This window comes from Deinococcus humi (genome assembly GCF_014201875.1).
GTDB lineage: Bacteria > Deinococcota > Deinococci > Deinococcales > Deinococcaceae > Deinococcus > Deinococcus humi.
This window is the reverse complement of the sequence record NZ_JACHFL010000013.1, coordinates 98,392-115,820: the sequence shown is the minus strand read 5'-3', so window position 1 is coordinate 115,820 and position 17,429 is coordinate 98,392. Positions and strand designations below refer to the sequence as shown.

At 65.9% G+C, this 17,429-nt stretch carries 17 protein-coding genes and 1 tRNA gene; 7 read left to right on the top strand and 11 right to left on the bottom strand.

Features of this window, described 5'->3' with window-relative positions:
* The first annotated feature begins 129 nt into the window (after window positions 1-129).
* A complete protein-coding gene (locus HNQ08_RS19450; RefSeq protein ID WP_184135910.1) occupies window positions 130-1,161 on the top strand; it encodes a S66 family peptidase in 1,032 nt (343 codons plus the stop codon).
* Here the strand turns inward: HNQ08_RS19450 and recJ are convergent.
* The 3 genes from recJ to HNQ08_RS19435 all read right to left on the bottom strand — a co-directional run bounded on the left by recJ (window position 1,158) and on the right by HNQ08_RS19435 (window position 5,044).
* Complete coding sequence (recJ, locus tag HNQ08_RS19445; RefSeq protein WP_184135907.1) at window positions 1,158-3,296, bottom strand: single-stranded-DNA-specific exonuclease RecJ; 2,139 nt, start codon at window positions 3,294-3,296, stop codon at window positions 1,158-1,160. The two genes, HNQ08_RS19450 and recJ, sit on opposite strands and share 4 nt — an antisense overlap.
* A complete protein-coding gene (locus HNQ08_RS19440; RefSeq protein WP_184135905.1) occupies window positions 3,293-3,649 on the bottom strand; it encodes a lipopolysaccharide assembly protein LapA domain-containing protein in 357 nt (118 codons plus the stop codon). The genes recJ and HNQ08_RS19440 overlap by 4 nt, the downstream gene beginning before the upstream one ends.
* A 144-nt stretch (window positions 3,650-3,793) precedes the next feature.
* Entirely contained in the window at window positions 3,794-5,044 is a 1,251-nt protein-coding gene (locus HNQ08_RS19435; RefSeq protein ID WP_184135903.1) for an S-layer homology domain-containing protein, read from the bottom strand.
* A gap of 465 nt (window positions 5,045-5,509) precedes the next feature.
* Between HNQ08_RS19435 and HNQ08_RS19430 the strand changes: the two genes are divergently transcribed.
* Together HNQ08_RS19430 and HNQ08_RS19425 are read left to right on the top strand one after the other, a co-directional pair.
* Window positions 5,510-6,307, top strand: a complete 798-nt coding sequence (locus HNQ08_RS19430) for an enoyl-CoA hydratase-related protein (protein WP_184135901.1) — start codon at window positions 5,510-5,512, stop codon at window positions 6,305-6,307.
* Window positions 6,300-7,403, top strand: coding sequence for a phosphohydrolase (locus tag HNQ08_RS19425; RefSeq protein WP_184135899.1), 1,104 nt, complete (start codon window positions 6,300-6,302; stop codon window positions 7,401-7,403). The genes HNQ08_RS19430 and HNQ08_RS19425 overlap by 8 nt, the downstream gene beginning before the upstream one ends.
* Window positions 7,404-7,456: 53 nt before the next feature.
* On the opposite strand, the gene HNQ08_RS19420 is transcribed toward HNQ08_RS19425, so the two are convergent.
* A complete protein-coding gene (locus HNQ08_RS19420; protein WP_184135897.1) occupies window positions 7,457-7,780 on the bottom strand; it encodes a hypothetical protein in 324 nt (107 codons plus the stop codon).
* Window positions 7,781-7,898: 118 nt separating this feature from the next.
* On the opposite strand from HNQ08_RS19420, the gene HNQ08_RS19415 reads away from it, so the two are divergent.
* Window positions 7,899-8,369, top strand: a complete 471-nt coding sequence (locus tag HNQ08_RS19415; RefSeq protein WP_184135895.1) for a transcription elongation factor GreA — start codon at window positions 7,899-7,901, stop codon at window positions 8,367-8,369.
* 24 nt (window positions 8,370-8,393) lie between these two features.
* Here the strand turns inward: HNQ08_RS19415 and HNQ08_RS19410 are convergent, their stop codons facing one another.
* Genes HNQ08_RS19410 through prfA form a run of 3 tightly spaced genes read right to left on the bottom strand, consistent with a single transcriptional unit; the run spans window position 8,394 to window position 10,664 of the window.
* On the bottom strand, window positions 8,394-9,068 hold the full coding sequence (locus HNQ08_RS19410) for an adenine nucleotide alpha hydrolase (protein ID WP_184135892.1): 675 nt from the start codon (window positions 9,066-9,068) through the stop codon (window positions 8,394-8,396).
* Window positions 9,065-9,559 (bottom strand): NUDIX hydrolase, encoded by a 495-nt coding sequence (locus HNQ08_RS19405; protein WP_184135890.1) that lies wholly within the window; start codon window positions 9,557-9,559, stop codon window positions 9,065-9,067. Before HNQ08_RS19405 ends, HNQ08_RS19410 begins: the two co-directional genes overlap by 4 nt.
* Window positions 9,546-10,664 carry a peptide chain release factor 1 gene (prfA, locus tag HNQ08_RS19400; RefSeq protein WP_184135888.1) on the bottom strand — a complete coding sequence of 373 codons (1,119 nt, stop codon included), beginning with the start codon at window positions 10,662-10,664 and terminating at the stop codon, window positions 9,546-9,548. The genes HNQ08_RS19405 and prfA overlap by 14 nt, the downstream gene beginning before the upstream one ends.
* 215 nt (window positions 10,665-10,879) lie before the next feature.
* Here prfA and HNQ08_RS19395 point away from each other — a divergent pair, with 215 nt between their 5' ends.
* Window positions 10,880-11,842, top strand: coding sequence for a homoserine dehydrogenase (locus HNQ08_RS19395; RefSeq protein WP_184135886.1), 963 nt, complete (start codon window positions 10,880-10,882; stop codon window positions 11,840-11,842).
* A gap of 183 nt (window positions 11,843-12,025) precedes the next feature.
* A complete protein-coding gene (locus HNQ08_RS19390) occupies window positions 12,026-12,328 on the top strand; it encodes a putative quinol monooxygenase (protein WP_184135884.1) in 303 nt (100 codons plus the stop codon).
* 5 nt (window positions 12,329-12,333) lie between these two features.
* Here the strand turns inward: HNQ08_RS19390 and tsaE are convergent, their stop codons facing one another.
* The 4 genes from tsaE to HNQ08_RS19370 form a co-directional block, all read right to left on the bottom strand.
* Window positions 12,334-12,792 carry a tRNA (adenosine(37)-N6)-threonylcarbamoyltransferase complex ATPase subunit type 1 TsaE gene (tsaE, locus tag HNQ08_RS19385; protein ID WP_184135882.1) on the bottom strand — a complete coding sequence of 153 codons (459 nt, stop codon included), beginning with the start codon at window positions 12,790-12,792 and terminating at the stop codon, window positions 12,334-12,336.
* A gap of 11 nt (window positions 12,793-12,803) precedes the next feature.
* Window positions 12,804-14,615, bottom strand: a complete 1,812-nt coding sequence (locus tag HNQ08_RS19380; protein ID WP_244977238.1) for a coiled-coil domain-containing protein — start codon at window positions 14,613-14,615, stop codon at window positions 12,804-12,806.
* A gap of 100 nt (window positions 14,616-14,715) precedes the next feature.
* Window positions 14,716-16,344, bottom strand: coding sequence for a hypothetical protein (locus HNQ08_RS19375; protein WP_184135880.1), 1,629 nt, complete (start codon window positions 16,342-16,344; stop codon window positions 14,716-14,718).
* Complete coding sequence (locus HNQ08_RS19370; protein WP_184135878.1) at window positions 16,341-17,066, bottom strand: roadblock/LC7 domain-containing protein; 726 nt, start codon at window positions 17,064-17,066, stop codon at window positions 16,341-16,343. The genes HNQ08_RS19375 and HNQ08_RS19370 overlap by 4 nt, the downstream gene beginning before the upstream one ends.
* 128 nt (window positions 17,067-17,194) lie before the next feature.
* Here HNQ08_RS19370 and HNQ08_RS19365 point away from each other — a divergent pair.
* Window positions 17,195-17,271, top strand: a tRNA-Arg gene (locus tag HNQ08_RS19365).
* Window positions 17,272-17,429: the final 158 nt, after the last annotated feature.

Genomic DNA, 17,429 nt, shown 5'->3' with positions numbered 1-17,429 from the left:
CTATAACACTTTGATGAAGAATGGAAGGTCCTTACCTACTTGCAAATTTGATTCCAGTTCGGACAGGTGGAGTTGTCCGGTGGAAAGAGGCACAACCCCTCTTGGGGCAGCTGACGTTACCCTGAGCCCATGTCGCCCTCTTTCGTTCGCCCCACCCGGTTACCCCCCGGTTCGCGGGTAGCGGCCCTGAGTCTGTCCAGCGGCTTCGTAACCGAAGTCATGAACCGCTATCAGACGGGCGTCCGTCAGGTAGAACATGAATTTGGATGGGAGGTGGTGGCCTCTCCCAATGCCATGCGCGGCGAAGCCTTCCTGTCCGCCCACCCCGAGGCCCGCGCCGACGATCTGCACTGGGCGCTTCAGAACCCCGAGATCGATGGCCTTCTCAGCATTATCGGTGGGGACGACAGCGTACGGCTGCTGCCCCACCTGGACCTGGGAGTGATCCACAGCCACCCCAAGCCATTTCTGGGCTTCAGCGACAGTACAGTGACCTTGCTAGCCTTCCTCCGGGCGGGCGTCACGGCCTACCACGGTCCATCCCTGCTCACCGATCTGGCTGAGAACGGCGGGATGCATCCCTTTACCGTCCAGGGCATCCGCCGCGCGCTGGTCGACGCGCCGCAGCCCTTTGACCTCTCCCCCGCCCCGGAGTGGACCGAGCATTTCAGCGACTGGGCCGATACAGCTTTGCAGGGCGTGCGGCGCCCCTTCGCGCCGGGCGACGGCTGGCAGTGGCTGCAAGGGGAGGCTGCCGTGCAGGGTCACCTGATCGGCGGCTGCCTGGAGGTGCTGGACATGCTAAACGGCACCCCTGGCTGGCCCACACCAGCGTTGTGGGACGGGGCAGTGCTGGCGCTGGAAACCAGCGAGGACGTGCCTGCACCGCGCCAGGTGGGGTACTGGCTGAGAAATTACGCCGCGCAGGGCATCCTGGCCCGCGCCGCCGGGCTGTTGCTGGCCCGCCCAAGGAGCTACACAACCGAAATGGTGGAGGAACTGTACGGCTGGGTGCGCCGCGTGCTGTGCGAGGCAGAGCGCGAGGACCTGCCAGTGGTGGCAAACCTCGATTTCGGCCACACCAGCCCGCAACTGACCCTGCCACTGGGCGCGCAGGTGTGGCTTGACCCGGCGGCGGGGCGGATCACGGTCCTGCCTTAAAGCTCAGTAGCCGGAGACCGTTGTGGCTCCCGGTTCGGCACGTCCAGCCCCAGCATGGCGTATACCGAGGCCGTCCAGCCCGCATCGTCCAGAGTGCGCCAGTGGTGCACCCATTGCCAGCGGCGGTAGGCGTCGGCAGCGCGGGCCATATGCGCCTCGTCCGCTGTGGCATCGGCCAGCGGATTGGCAGGTGGAGCGCTCAGGTGGTGACGCGTCAGCGCGCCCTCCAACTCGGCCAGCGTCTTTGGCCCCAGCGCAAAGGCCAGCTTTCCCCACGACAGCAGCCAGCGTCTCAGATCGGCCTCGGCAGGCAGGGCGTACAGGATCAGCTCGCCACCAGGCCACTCCTCGCCCGCTTCCAGCAGCCGGAGCCCCGGGACATTGTCGCGCAGATACGCGGCCACTGCTGGAGTGGCGTATGCGCTGGCCCCAGCAGTCAGGCGTTGCATGGCGTCTTTGGGGTTCAGCCGGGGCAGGTCAAGCCCCGCGGGAACACTCAGATCCAGCGCCACCCCGGCGGGCGGGCGCAGCGCCTGAGCGTGGTACTCCAGCCGGGACTGCCCGCGCCACTCGCTGACCACCAGCCCCGTGGCGAGGTCCCGTTCTCCCGGCGCGGCGTTGTCCTCGCCGTATTTGATGCCCCGTAGTGCCCCGACGCGAAACTGCAGGCTGTCGCCGCGCTTGCCCACCAGCCGGGTGTCGCTGAGCTGATCACGTACATGCCACAGCGGGGGGGCGTGGCCCTCGCCGAACGGCTCGAAAGTGCTGGCCCCGTCCACCAGCTCTTGCGTCGCCCCCAGCGTGGGCAGCGGCGCGTCCAGACGCACACGCGGCACCGGCGAGGGAAACTGCCCCACATAGGCATGGATGCGCTGGCGAAAGGCCCCGAACTGCGCCTCGTCCAGCGAGAAGCCTGCCGCCCCGGTGTGGCCGCCGTAACGCTTGAGGAGATCCTCGCTGTAGCGCAGCCCTTCCACCGCGCTGATGCCCGGCGTGCTGCGGACCGAACCCTTACCCTGCGCCACGATGAACACGGGTTTGTGGTATGTCTCCACCAGCTTGCTCGCCACGATGCCCATCACCCCCGCGTGCCAGTCGGGGTGGGTCACCACCAGCGCGGGTTCAGCGGGATCGGCGATCCGCAAAGCCTGAGTAAACATCTCGTCCTGCAACTTACGCCGCTCGCCGTTGCGGGTTTCCAGATATTCGGCCAGCCGTCCGGCGTCATGGCGACTGGCGGTGGTCAGCAGCTCCAGCGCAATGTCGGCCTCGCCCAACCGTCCAGCAGCGTTGATCCTGGGCGCGAGGACGAAGGCCACATCCCGCGCCGTGGGCCGCCGCACGCGCCCGGAATCCAGCAACGCGCGCAGGCCGGGCAACTCGGTGGTCTCCAGCGCTTCCAGTCCAGCGCGTACCAGGGCGCGGTTCTCGCCAATCAGCGGGGCCACGTCCGCCACGGTGCCCAGCGTGGCCAGGGCACTCAGGGATCTTGGCTCAGGCAACCCCAGCTCGGCGTGAATGGCCCACAGCAGGTGGTAGGCCACGCCCGCACCGGTCAGGTTGTGCAGGGCCGAATCGTAGCCGTCGGTCAGGCTGGGATGCACCACCAACGCCGCCGGAAAATTGTCTCCCGGCGTGTGATGGTCGGTAATGATGACCTCGGTTCCCAGGTCAAGCAGCGCGGCCACCTCGTCCACATTGCTGACCCCGCAGTCCACCGTGACCAGCAGATCGCAGTTCTCGGCGTGCTCGGCCACCTTGTCAGGATGGACGCCGTATCCTTCATTCAGGCGGTGGGGGATGAAGCCGTGGACGTTCGCGCCCAACGCCCGCAAGCCCAGCACCAGCACCGCCGTGGCGCTGACGCCATCGGCATCGTAATCGCCATGAATGCGGATGCGCTTCTTCTGCCGCACCGCGCCCACGATGCGCCGCGCCGCCTCGCGCAGGGCCGGGTTGGGGGTCAGGGCCAGCGGGGGGTCCAGCAACGCTGGGGTCAGGCCGCGCCCATGTAACACCTGCGCCAGCGGCGGTGAGACACGCCACTGACGCATTACCGCCAGCAGTTCCTCACGGCTGGCAGGTGGGGCCAGCAGCCACTGGGCAGCGGGAAGTGCCGAAGTTGCCACCTTCATGCGGATGGACCATCACTGTGCACGGGCAGGTTCCTGGCTGGGACTGATGTGGGCAGAGACCCCAACCGGGCCTGCAGAGTGGCGGTCAGCCGCTCTTCCACCGCGCGGCGTTCCCGGCGCTCCCGGCGGCGGCGCAGACGCTCACGCCAGACTGGAGGCAGCAGCAGCAGGGTGGTGTAAGCCGCGCCAATCAGCGCGAACAGAGCTACGGTCACGCCGACCGACAATGACAGCTCACCGCGTCCGAACGGCAGAGGCAGACGCACCGGATCCGGGTTCTCTAGCGTGAACAGGGTCAGGTAAGCCAGGATGGCCAGCAGCAACAGCACCTGAATGAAGGAAACGAGGCGCATGGGGCACAGTCTAACGCCACATGCCGCAGACGATGGAGAGCGCGGCACGGCAGCCCCATATCAGCGCTTCCATCGCATTCCTCTTGCAGCCATAAGAGAGCTGACCCCCAAGCGAGGGCCAGCTTCAGAAGATCAGAAAAGGGATTAGAAGTAGAACTTCAGGCCGGCCTTGACCGCGCCGCCGAAGCCGCGGGTGGTTTTAGCAGCATCGGTGCTACCGTTAAACTGGTCAGTACCAGTGCCATCGTTACGGACGTTGCTCAGACCCGTGCCGAAGCCCTTATTGGTCAGGTAGTAGCGCCCGTTACCTTCCACGAACGCAGCGATGCTGTCGGTAATGCGGAAGTCCAGACCCACCAGCGCGTTGATGTAAGTATCGGTTGCATTGGTATTGGTGGTGGCAGTGCGCGATTTGCTGCTGGTCAGACCCAGACCCGCGCCCACGTAGGGATGCAGGTTGCCCGCATTGAGGTTATAGGTCGCGTTCACATCAGCGTGAATGGCATTGAAGCCGGGCTGGTACTGGGCAGACACACGGGCGCCGACCGGACCGATCACGCTGGTAGAGCCGATCATTGCACCAGCGGAGACACACAGATTGGTGGCGGCCTTGCTCTTCTGGATGTTGTTGATGCAGTTGCTTGACGGATTGACGAAGTTGGCTCCGGCGCTGATCCCGGCGTACAGGGTCTTGGCGCTCGCCGTGCTCAGGTCGGTGGTGGGCTCGCCGATCACGACGGTGGTGCCAGGGACCGGAGTGGTGTCGGGGACCGCCACAGGGGTAACGGTAGTGGTCGTGCCCGCAGCACCAGCAGGACCGGCGGGGCCAGCAGGACCGGCGGGGCCAGCAGGACCGGCGGGGCCAGCAGGACCGGCGGGGCCAGCAGGGATGTTCTGCACAGCAGCTTCTAGAGCATCAATCCGGGCGGTCAGCGCGGCGGTGTCGGCGTTGCCGGCTGCGTTGCCCATCTCGTTGATTTTGGCTTCCAGGGCGTCAATGCGGGCCTGCTGGTCAGCGTTCAGCTTCTCCAGATCGGTCAAGCGGCCTGCAATGGCAGCCATCTCGGTGCTGACTTCCTGCATACCGTTGGCGACGGTCGTCATGTCTTCCTGGCTCATGCCGCAGGTGCTCAGTGCGCCAGTCTGCAGAAGGCGGTAGAAAATCAGGGCGGCCTGGTAACGGGTCAGGTTCTCATTGCCACGGAAGGTGCCATCGGGGAAGCCCTGGATCAGGCCACACTGCACGATACGGTCCACAGCGTCCTTAGCCCAGTGCCCAGCAGGCACGTCGGTCAGGGTCACGGGAACGGGGCTGGTGGCAGGCGCGGTGTCCTGCGCTCCGGCGACGCCGAGGCTCAGGGCAAGGGTTGAGATCAGAATAAGGGATTTACGCATGTGATGTTCTCCTAGAGATGATGGACAGGACCAACTGCTGATTACAGAGTTTTCCTCCTGTTTCCTACTGTCACCGTAGGAGCAAGACGTGAGGACTTTGTGAATCCGGCAACGATCCCTTTTGACTCTTTGATCAGTCAGTCGGGGAAACCTCCTGGGACGGACTCGTGTGGAAAGAGCCGAACAAAGGTTTTTATAGGATGTAATGGCAGAAAAGGCTCCTTGAGCAGCTTTTCCCAAGACCATGTTCCAGAGGATGTAGAAGAGGAATCTGACTGGAATTCATGAACTGATCCTCATGTGCGGTTTTTAACAATACAACTCTAAGGACAGGGACAAGGTGAATCGTGTGCTTTTGTTGAGATTCAGAGAACGGATTCTGACGCAACTAGAAGGGGACCCGTGTGACTAGGAACTGAGATTGATGTGCAGTTCAGCGTGCCTATAGCATGTCAAAGTGGGGCCATGACGCAACTGGACGAGCTGGAATTTGAGAATGTGCAGATTGATCGCCACGGCCCTCTTGCGGTTCTGACGGTCAATCGCCCCAAAGCGCTGAACGCGCTGAATGCCGAGACCCTGGGCGAGATCAGTGCAGCAGTGGACGTGATCGTCGAGGACGCCGAGGTGGGCGCGCTGATCATTACCGGGGGCGGGGACCGGGCGTTCGTCGCGGGGGCGGACATCACCGAGTTCAAGACCTTGGATGGCGTGTATGCAGGCCGCGAACTATCGCTGGCTGGGCAGGATGTCATGCACAGGATCGCCACGCTGCCCATCCCGGTGATCGCAGCCATCAACGGCTTTGCGCTGGGTGGCGGGCTGGAGTTGGCCCTGGCCTGCGACATCCGTGTCGCGTCCACGCGCGCAAAGCTAGGCCTGCCAGAGGTGACGCTGGGCCTGCTGCCGGGTTTCGGCGGCACACAACGTCTATCGCGCCTGATCGGGGCAGGCCGCGCGCTGGACCTGATGCTCACTGCCCGTCAGGTCGGGGCTGAGGAAGCCCTGAGCATGGGCCTGGTCAATTACGTGGCCGACGATGTCCTGAGCAAGTCGCGCGAGGTGGCCGAATCCATCTTGAAGAACGCCCCGATTGCTCTGTCGCTGGTCAAGGAAGCGGTGCGCCGGGGCCTGGACACCACGCTGGACGCCGGGCTGGAGGTCGAGGCAGACCTGTTCGGACTGCTGGTCGCCACCAAGGATTTTGGTGAGGGGGTGGACGCTTTCCTGAACAAGCGCCGGGCAGATTTTCAGGGTGAGTGACGCCACGCGCCTCGACCAGAAACTCTCGCGGCGGGCCGATCAGAAGTTCAAATTAAGTGTGCAGGCGGGCACCGTGCAGGACGTAGAGGGCGTACAGGCCGAGCCGACGCTGACTACTGAAGCCAACCCCAAGGACCCCAGTGGCCGTGTCGTCGAGTTCACCACGCCGCGCTCCAAGCTGATCGCGGAGGCCGACGCCGCCATCCGGGCGGACCTGAAAGACTTTCCGCGTGCGCTGGCCGCCTACACGGCCCTGGCCAGCGACCCCGAGGCGCTGGCCCACTGGGATATGGCGAACTACATCACCATGCGGAAGTTAGGCTACAACGACCACGGGCGGGTCCATTCCTTTATCACCGGGGCCGCCAGCCTCGCCATCACCGAGCTGTTGCTGGAGGGCGGGGTCAAACCCGACATCATGGATTCGGGGGTGGGCGACGCCGATGACGTGTATCTGGCCGTGATCCTAGGAACCATGCTGCATGACATCGGCAACCAGATCCACCGGGTCTCACACGAGCAGCACGGCGTCGCCCTGGCGCTGCCGATTCTGGAGCGGATCATGGGACCGCTGTACCCTGATGCCTTCAAGCGGGCCAAGGTGCGTTCGTTCATCCTGAGCTCAATCAACTGTCACGACCTGAATCCACCACCGCTGACTCTGGAAGGCGGCATCACTGCCGTGGCCGACGGCACCGACATCACCAAGGGACGAGGGCGCAAGGCCTTCTCACTGGGCAGCGTGGACATCCACTCAATCAGCGCGCTGGCCGTTGATGAGGTGGTGATCGAACGGGGCCGCAACACTCCAGTCCTGATCAACGTGACCATGAACAATTCAGGCGGCATCTTTCAGGTGGAAGAGATCCTGGCGCCCAAGGTGATCCGCACTCCGATGCGCCGCTATGTAGAACTACGGGCCGCCACCCGTCCCGAAGGTGAAGAGCAGATCCTGTCGCGGGTTCGGCTGGAAGGGGATCATTTCGTGATGGACCTGGAAAGTGGTCAGCGGGTGGCGGTGGAAGTTGACGACCGCCAGCAACGCGCGCAGGAGGCGATGGCGGCAGCGCTGGACACTGGGGTGGAACGGCGCTAAACGAATGAGGCGGCCCCGCTACAGCTCCTGGGGCCGCCGCTTTCCGCTGAGCCTCAGCTCTTGTCGCCGGGCAGAGGATGAGTGCGGGCCGGGCCACCGTCCACGCCGCCGCTGCGGGTCACGCCCTCGCCACCGTGTTCCTCACCGCCCAGGTCCCCGCCGGTCAGGCTGTTGGGGTCCCCCTCACGAATCTCGCCGTCCCAGTCACCCCGGATGCCGTCCATGAAACCGGGTTCGTCGTTGGGATTGCGGCGGTCAGCCTTGGTGTCCTGTCTTAACACGTCCTCGGCGATCATCTTATCCTGTAGGATCCCAGCGTCCGCGCCATCCTCTTGCAGCTCGCCCTTGATCTCGCGGTCATCGTCATAACGGGTCATGTCTGGCAGCCTAGGCGTGCGGAGTGCGCCAGCGCTGAACGGGGCCTTCACAAAACACTGGCCCTTCACGGGCCCACGATGACAGGGTTTGAACGGAACACCGTATACTGGAAGTTCTATGACTCAGGAACGCATCACCATGACCCAGCGCGGTTACGACAAGCTGGCCGAAACCCTGCACCATCTGAAGACCGTGCGCCGCGAGCAGATTTCGGAGTACATGGGCATCGCCATCGCCGACGGCGACCTGCGCGAAAGTGCCGCCTACGACGAGGCCCGCATGCAGCAGAGCGAGAACGAGGCCCGCATCGCTGAGATCGAGAACCAGCTGGAGCGCGCCGAGATCATCGAGGGCGACGCCAGCAAGGGCGCGGGCCTGGGAGCGAAGATCCGGGTGCGCGATGAGAAGGGCAACGAGCGACTGTTCGAGTTGGTGGGCACCTACGAGGTGGACGTGCCCAAGGGCCGGGTCAGCGATGCCAGCCCCTTCGGGCAGGCGTTGGCGGGCAAACGTGAGGGCGATACGGTGACCGTGCAACTGCCCAAGGGAACGGCAAAGTTTGAAGTCCTGTCGGTGGACTACGACTGAAGCCCCACGCTGCTGCGCGTCCCTTCAGGCCAGCACCAGATCCAGCGTCGCTACCCTGAAAGGCCCCTCACCCGTGTGGTGGATGCCTGCCGGGCCGGGAACGAGATTAAGCGGCCTGGCAAAATCCGGGCCATCCACCAGAACGGTGTGATACTCGCCGTTCTCGCCGCAGGCGTCAGCCCCCAAGCTCTCAATCTCGGCCACCACTCCGGCGTCCAGCGTCCTGCCCAGCAACCGTGCGGGCAGGGCGTCTTCCTTGACGGCCACAATCAGGGCACGGAAGCCCAGGCCCAACAGTTCGTCCACCAGGGCGCGGCGCGGTTCAAGCCACAATGGGAGACTGGCGCGCAGCCCTGCCGCCCTGCAGACCTTCTCCTCCCAGTCCCGGTGGGCAGCAAGGTCAATATCTCCAAAGACAGCGGCTGTCGCACCGTCCACCACCGCACCTGCCAACAGTGTGGTGAACTCGGCCTCGTAGCTGGCCCAGGAGGCCCTCGCCGTGCGAAGCGGCACGCCCAGCGCCGCCGCCTGAGCCTCTAGAATCTCCGGACGCAGGCCGTGGGAACGTGAACGCTGCCCGGTCTCGTCCAGCACATTAACGATGGCCAGCGGCACGCCTCCCGCCCTTCTGGTGCGGTAGAAAGCCAGGGCGCTGTCCTTACCTCCACTCCAGGAGGTAACGAACCCCTCACCCTTCACGAACGGGGTTTCAAGGCGGGAATCCGCAGGCCGCCGCGTCCGTCCCAGCCCTTGAAGGCGTAGAAGCGCCCCGGCTCCCCGGTCTTCAGGAAGTCGCTGAGGGGCTCGCGCATGGGCGGGGATTCCAGCTTCTCCAGCGCCTCCTCGGGGGTGCAGAAGCGGGCCTCGACGATAAAGCCGTCCGGATCGGCGGGATTGAGCAATCCGTCCCAGGTGGCCTCAAAGGCGACGGCAATGGCGCGCTCACCCCGGCGCTCGTCCTCAATGTGCACGGTGTAGGCCATATGGAGAATGCCAGTCAGTTTGAGACCGGTTTCCTCGAAAATCTCGCGGTACAGGGCTTCAGGCAGCGTTTCGCCGTTCTCCACGACGCCGCCGGGCAGTGTGTGGCGCACGCGCCCATGGCCCTGCCAGTCGTTGCCCACCAGCAGCACCCGCCCGAAGCGGTCCCGCAGAATGCCCGCCGCCACCAGAAGGTCACGCCGCGCCATACTGTCCACTTCGAGCTGGGCCCCCATCCTGGTCTGCCATCGCCAGCAACTGCCGTTCCTTCTCGGCACGGGCCAGCCCCGCCACCACCGGCGTCAGCGCGCCGTTGATCACGCTGTCCAGCGGGTGGTTCTTGTCGTCGCCCTCCAGCCGGTGATCGGTCACGCGGTTTTGCGGGTAGTTGTAGGTGCGGATCTTCTCGCTGCGGTCGCCGCTGCCCACCTGCGAGGCGCGTTCGCTGCGCTCCTGCTCGTCGCGGGAGGCGCGTTCGCGCTCAGCCAGACGCGAGGCCAGCACCACCAGCGCCTTCTCGCGGTTCTTGATCTGCGATCTCCCATCCTGACAGACCACCATGATCTCGTCCGGGGTTCCGGCGCGGTACACCGCCCGCACGGCGGAGTCGGTGGTGTTCACGCCCTGCCCGCCCGCACCCTGTGAGCGGAACACGTCGATACGGACTTCCGACAGGTCCAGATGAACCTCGTCCTGCTCGGCCTCGGGCAGCACGGCCACGGTCACGGTACTGGTGTGGATGCGCCCCGCCGATTCGGTGGCGGGCACGCGCTGGACGCGGTGGACGCCCCTCTCCCATTTAAAGGCGCGGAAAGCGCCGTCACCGGTCACTTCCGCCACAACTTTGCTCGCGCCGCCCAGATCGCTCTCGTTGGCGTCCAGTACATTCAGTTTGAGGTTCATCCCCTCGGCGTAACGGACGTACATTCGCAGCAGATCGGTCACGAACAGCCCGGCCTCCGCCCCGCCCGCGCCGGCTCGCAATTCCAGAATCACGTCCTTGGCGTCGTCGGGATCGGTGGGCAGAAGCAGGACTTCCAGCTCGGCCTCGATCTCGCCCAGGCGGGTTTCGATGGTTTCGACCTCTCCCGCCGCCAACTCTTTCATGTCGGGGTCGGAGAGCAGTTCGCGCGCCCCCACCAGATCGCTCTGCAGGCCGTCACGCTCGCGCAGCAGCGTCACCAGGGGCAACAGTTCGCGGTGGCGTCGGGTCAGCTTGCCGTATTCGCGCCCGTCCGCCAGCGCCGCCGGGTCACCCAGACGGCGCTCCACCAGCCCGAATTCGGCCTGGAGTTCCTGAAGACGCGAGCTCACGACTCATACACGGCCCACGGCGCAGGGAGGCGCGGCGGACCCTCAACCGACGGAGAGGCCGCCGGCGGGGAGACTTTTGACACAGGTAGCATGTGGTCAGTCTAGCGTCCCTCCGGCTAGACGACTTGGAGCAGGGTCACACCCTGTCCTGCTGCGCTGCCCCACACCTAACCCGGCCCGGCCCGCGTCCAGCCACCCGCGTTAAGGTGAAGGCCATGAGAACTGTGACTGTGGGCGTCCTGGGCAGCGGCACCGTCGGCCAGGACGTGCTGAACCTGATCGCACGGCGGGAGAGCGTGTTCAGCGACCTGGGTGTGAAGATCGAAGTGTCCGGCGTGCTGGTGCGCGATGTGAACAAGGTCCGCGATGTGCCGCCCGGGACGCGCGTGACCACCGATCCCGGCTTTCTGCAGGAATGCGGCGTGGTCATCGAGGCGATGGGCGGTGTGGACCGTCCGCTGGCCATGCTGCTGCCGTACCTGCGCTCGGGCCGCCCGGTGATCACCGCCAACAAGGCGCTGCTGGCCGAGCGCTGGGACGTGTTACGCGATTACGCTCTAGCCGGAAGTCTGTATTACGAGGCCAGCGTGATGGCAGGGACCCCGGTGATCGGCCCGATGAGCACCGTTCTGCGGGCCAGCACTTTTACCCGGCTGCAAGCGGTGCTGAACGGCACATGCCTGTATATCCTGAGCCAGATGGAGGCGGGCAGGGAGTACGCCGCCGCGCTGGCCGAGGCGCAGGCGCTGGGCTACGCCGAGACACCGCCCACCCTGGATGTCGGCGGCTTCGACACCGCACACAAGCTGGCGGTGCTGGCCCGCTTCTGCGCCGACGGTAACTTTCCGTACAGCGCCGTCGCGGTGCAGGGCATCGAGCACATCACTCAGCAGGACATTCAGGATGCCCGCGCCGCCGGCGAATGCATCAAGCTGGTGGCCGAACTGCAGCGGCAGGGGGACGGCTGGAAAGCCACCGTCGCGCCGCAGCGGCTGCCGGACACCCATCCGCTGTGCACGGCCGGCACAGGCCGCAACGCCCTGGTCTACGAGGGCGAGGAATGCGGCACGCTCGTTTTTGCCGGCGGGGGCGCGGGCGGCATGATCACGGCCAGCGCAATGGTGGGTGACCTCCTGGACTGGGTAATTGGCTTTCCGGGGCACGTACCGCTGCACTGAGGAGCTGCTGACAACGGTCTGAATCTCTTATCAACACAACCGTCTGCATTCAGACCACTTGGCCCGATTCTCGGTGCTAGCCTGAGTCTCCCATCCCCATCCAGCCTGGCCCGGCGAGGGGTCCACAATGCAATCGACCTCCCCGCTGGCGCCGCCACGTCCACCGTCGAAGGAGAACTCTCCATGATCCTGTCCCACGGAACCCTGACCGCTCCGGTGGCCCACGCCGACGCCATTCGCCAGTTGCTGCGCCAGATCGCTCAGGCCACCCGACAGGAAGCTGGCTGCCAGCTGTATCTGGTGTCCGAGGATCTGGAACTGCCAGGCCACTTCATCATCACCGAGCAATGGGCCAGCCTGGCAGACATGGAAGCGCATCTGGCGCAGCCTGCCGTGGGCGAGGCCGTGGCCGCCGTACACGGTATGGGCGTGACCGATCTGAGTATCATAGCCTGGGAAGTGGGAACGCAGACGGACGTGATTTGAACCCCTCAGCGCAGCCGTGTGACCCGCCGCACGTCTTCTTCTCCGTCCAGATGCTCCAGCCGCAGGATCGGCGCGTCAGGATAATCGTCGTACAGACGCTCGCCCCACTCGATAACGCTCAGGCGGCTCCCCGCAATCAGATCCTCAAGGTCGAGTTCGTACAGTTCCTGAACGTCGCGCACGCGGTAGGCATCCACGTGCAGCGCGCGGCCCGCCGGGGTGGGATAGGCGTGAATCAGGGCGTAGGTGGGGCTGGTGACGGCTTCCACGAAGCCCAGCGCGCCGATCAGTCCAGCGGTCAGCGTGGTCTTTCCTGCTCCCAGCTCACCTTCCAGAAAGAGGACCGCGGCAGGAGGCAGCGCCGTGGCGAGGGACGCGCCAAAGCGCCGCTGCTCCTCAGGGCCACGCAGCTGGCGGGAGCCACCAGGTTCGAGGAGGCCAGGATCAACCGGAAAAGCAGACATCGCCGCTGATGCTAGCGCCGCGTGCGGGTCACCTGCCACAAGCCCTGGGCGTCCTGCTGCGCTTTCCAATGGTATCCGGCGCTGTGCATGGTCAGCTCGGTGACGCTCATATCCTCGGCCAGCGTGATCAGGTTGGTCAGCGGCACCGTGATCTCATCTTTAGGACCGCTGAGGAGCATGCAGCCCTGCAAGGTCCAGACCTCGGCAGCGGGCGTGGGCTCCTCTTCCTCCAGGGCGCCAAACTCGAAGACACCCAGCAGGCCGCTCAGGGCGTCGTTGCCGAAGGTGGCCGTGACCTCCTGGGCGGCACGGTACTCGGCCTGGGCTTCGGCGAGCAGGGTCTCGGCGTCGTTCAGCGTCTGGGCGTAACGGGCACGCGCCGTGGCGCTCATCGGCCCCAGCCGGCGCTGGGCGCGCAGGGTGTCGGCCAGGCGGCCCAGACGCTGGGTGGTCTCGCCTGCCAGACCACGCACCGCGTCGTACTCGGCCACGATCCGGTCGGCACGGTCATCGAAACTCTCGCGCTCCTGGGCGGCCGCGCCCATGTGCCGTTCCAAGACCCCCCACAACGCGTCCAGGTCCACCGGCCGCCCCTGCGCGAGGGCCGTCTGGGCCGCCGCAAGCAGCGGGGCCAGCTCTGCGGCGGCGCCCGGCAGATCGCGGGCGGTGCGTTCGATGTCCAATAGCTCGCGGCCCGCGTGTAGCCCCGCCTCACCGCTGAGACCCGCGCCGTCGGGGCTGGCCTGTAGCGCGCCGCGCGCGGTGCCCAGAGCGCGCAGCTCGTCGGTGGCCAGGGTGCCACCGTCCAGCAGATGGCGGGCGGCGTCCAGCGACACGCGCACTCCTGCGCCCGCAGGCTGGCCCGATAGGTCGCGCTCCAGGCTGGACAGTTCAGCCCGCTGTTCGTTCAGGACCTCGGCCAGCACGGCCCGCAGGGTCCCGGTCCAGCTCTCCAGAGCCTGAGCCGTGAGCGGACGCTGCGCGGAGTCCCCGCGCAACGTTTCAAGCTGTTCGCGCAATTCAGGGCGTACCAGCAGCAGCGCGGCAAATTCCTGTTCGGCGGCGCTGATGGTCTGCAGGGCATGCTCACGCTCCAGCTCCAGCACGCGGGCCTGCGCACCCTCGGCGCTGTCCCCACCTCCCAGGCCCTGCACCACCGAGGACTCCAGCAGCTTGCGAAGGGTGTAGGTCAGGGCGCGGGCGCGGTCCACCTCGCTGGGCACCAGCGTTCCCTGCGTCTGGGCCTCGTCGATCTGAGCGATCAGGGTGTCCAGACGGCGCACCTCGCGGCTGCCCAGGCCCTGGACTCGCGTGAAGATGGCGCGCAGCTCGGCCAGATCCTGGGCCTGCACCACCAGCCCCTCCTGCAGCCGGCGGTCCATCTGCGCGGTCAGGTCACGGCCCTCCTGGACCAGGGCGGCAATGTCGCGGCCTGCCTCCTGCTCCTGGCGGGCCACACCCAGGACACCGCGCAGGCGCTGGGTCTCCGGCCAGTCGAAGTACAGCGTGAAGCGGCGCGCGTGTTCTTCCAGACCGTCCAGCGCGGCATCGTTGAGGGGCGCACGCTCCTGGGTGCTCCGCGACAGTTCGGTCAGCACCTCGGACACGCGGCGCTTGGCCAGCGGCGCGGGAACGCTGAGCTGCAACCGCTTGAAGACCTCGCGCTTGAGAATGTCTTCCAGGGTCTGCGGGTCCATGCCGCCCGGCGTGACGCCGCGCGATGTGGCAGCGTCCTGCAAGATTCGTTCCAGCGCGCGCGGCGAGATCAGATCGCCCAGCATCTTCACCGGCAGCTGGTGCAGTCCCGCCGTCATGGTCGCCATGTGGACGGCAGAGTCCACAGAATCGGGTGAATCGTTGTCTGCCACCCAACATGCCGCTCAGGCAGGTCTGAACGCAGTCCTGTACGCGGCATGCAAGTCATCACAGGTCCTCATCCCAGTCCAGACTCTGGGCAGCGGCAACGTCCTGTGTCGGTGCGCTGCGGCGGCCCAGGAGTCCGAACTGCTGGCACAGGCCACGGAAGCCGAAGGTGCTCAGGCCGATGGCCAGCGCCACCGTCAGGGCCCACAGGGGGAGACCGTAGGCGTTCTGGGTCAGCGTGAAGTTGCTCGCCGCCGCCAGTGTGCCGATACCGCTCAGATCCCCGATGGCCCCCAGCAGCCCGAACAGCCCCTCCAGAAATGCGGGCAGCAGCAGTAGGGCCAGCCCGGCGGCAATGGCGCGCCAGAACGTGTTGCGTCCGCCAAAAGCCAGATTGAGCAGATACAGCGGCACGAAGGCCAGGAGCGCCAGCAACGCGAAGACCAGCACCCGCAGCCAACCTCCGAAGCCGCGCGACACCCCGGCGGACACGCTATCGAGCGCACTGGTGGGCTGTCCGGCGGCCCGCTGTTCCAGCGCAGTGAGGGTGGCAATCAGCACCTGGACGTCCTCTGGGCGCAGCGCCGCGCGGGCCTGTGCCGCACCCAGATCGAACACCAGCGTGTCATAGCCCTGTGCGCTGCGCAGCGAGGGCGGTGCTTTGGCCAGCGCCGTTGTGGCCTGGCCGAGTTGCTGACGGGCCTGTGAGGAATTACCGTGGCCAGCCGCCGACAGTGCCCGGCCCAACGCGGCATAAATCTCACCCGTGGTCGTCGTGGTCAGGCGCGCAACTGTGCGGCCGGCGGGTGTGGGGCGGGTCTGGGCAGCCGTGGTCGATGCAGGGCCGGAAGTCACGGTAACGGGTGCAGAGGCTGGCCCTGGCGTCGCCGTGACCGGATCAACTGGCGTGGCCTGCGCCGCGCCACTGGGCGGCAGGGCAAGTGAAGACAGGAACACGCTGTTGCCCTGGCGCAGCGCAGTCAGTGAGGTGCGCAGGGCGGCCACGTCGCCCGCTGTCAGTTGCCGCAGCGCGTCACCAAACTGTGAGACCTTCAGCTCGCTCGCACCAGACGCGTCCTGAACCGCCGTGAACCAGGCCATGCCGCGCGCGAGGTTCAGGTAGGTGTCGGAAGACTGTGTGGGCTGGGCCGCGTTCAGGGCCTCCGAGATCTTGCGCGCCGCCTCACGCTGCACCCGCCAGGCCACCCTGGGCAGGCGGCCCGCCGCGCCGTCGTTGCTGAGAGCCTGGGCCGCTTCCCCGCTCAACCCGAACTCGCTTGCCAGCAACCGCAACTGTGCTGTCCCGTTGAGTGGCGTGCTGGCCAGTCGACTCAAGGTCTGGTCGTACAGCGCTTTGCGCATCAACCCGCGTGCCAGCAGGATCTGGGCCTCCAGTTCCGCGGGACTGCGTGCCAGTGCTCCACGGGCACCGTCCAGGGCGCCCTGCAACCCGGCCACCAGCTGCCGGTTGCTCAGGCTGGGGGCCAGCTTCTCCAGATTGGGAGTTGCCGCGTCCAGCCGGCTCAGCGCCAGGGCCGCCGAGGTGGTGCGCGCCGTCACAGCCCCGTCCAGATCGGCAGCCAGCGCGCGGTAGGCCCCCAGATCCTGTGCGCCCGCCGACCCCGCGGTCAGGAGCGCTGCCGTGAGCCAACCCGTGATCCTGTCCTGTCCTGCCCTGCTCTGTTTCATGCAGCCACCTGAAGTCCCTGTAATTCCACCAGCATTCGTCCCACGTTGGCCTGGGCACCGACCACCACAGCCACACAGTACTCCCCGAGGGGTCGCATACATACCGTCCGGCCGCCCAGGTCCGCCGACATCAGCCGTAGCGTCCGGCCGCCGAGGAGCAGCGCTGTGGCCGCCACCACCCCGCCCAGGCCACTGGCCCCGGCAATCGCGCGGCTTTGCAGTACTTCGCCGCTGGCTCGGCAGACCATCACCCCCTGCACGCCTGAAAAACGGGCCAGTTCGCGCAGCAACTCCTCCTGCCCGGCTGAACCGCTCAGATCGTAGACGCGGCCCGTGTTCCCGGACCCATACTCGGGATCGTCGAATTCGAAATCGTCGGCGCCTAAGCTCGCATGATCCAGCGACAGGCCGCTGGCATCCACGCCGTCGTCCCAGGCCGCAAACGGCGCCATCTGGGTCATCAGGGTGGGCGCTTTGGGATATTCCGCCGCAAGCTGCCGGGTCAGAGCCAGCAGCTCCTGGCGGGCGCGCGCTTCGGGCAACACCATTGAGAGTCGGGTCAATAGCGGCCCGGACAGGATGCGCTGCATGTCCTGGGCCGTCACCGTCTCAGGCTTCAGGCGCTGCTCACGCAGCAGCGTTTGCAGCATGGTTTCTGCCGCCCTGGCCGAGACGACGCCCGACAAAGCGTGGACAGTCATGGAGTACACAGCGTTGGTCATCAAAGAACCTCAGGGGCAGTGTAGGAAAGGCTGGCTTACATTTTTCTCTCAGGCACCGTCTATGACGGCTGGCGGCCACCATCACCTTTGCTATACTCCCAGCGGCCTCACAAGGCCGTGACCTGCCCGCACTCGTAGCTCAGTTGGATAGAGCGGCCCCCTCCTAAGGGGCAGGCCACTGGTTCGAATCCAGTCGAGTGCACCATGTCCAGTACGACGAAATCCCCCTTTTTCGAGGGGGATTTTTTTTGGCGTGACAGACGCGTGACAAACCGCCCCTTTTTGTCTTGTTCAGCCACCAGCTGAACCAACGGCCGGCCTGTCTTTTAAAGGAGACAGGCCGGCCGTTGGAGAGCAGCAATC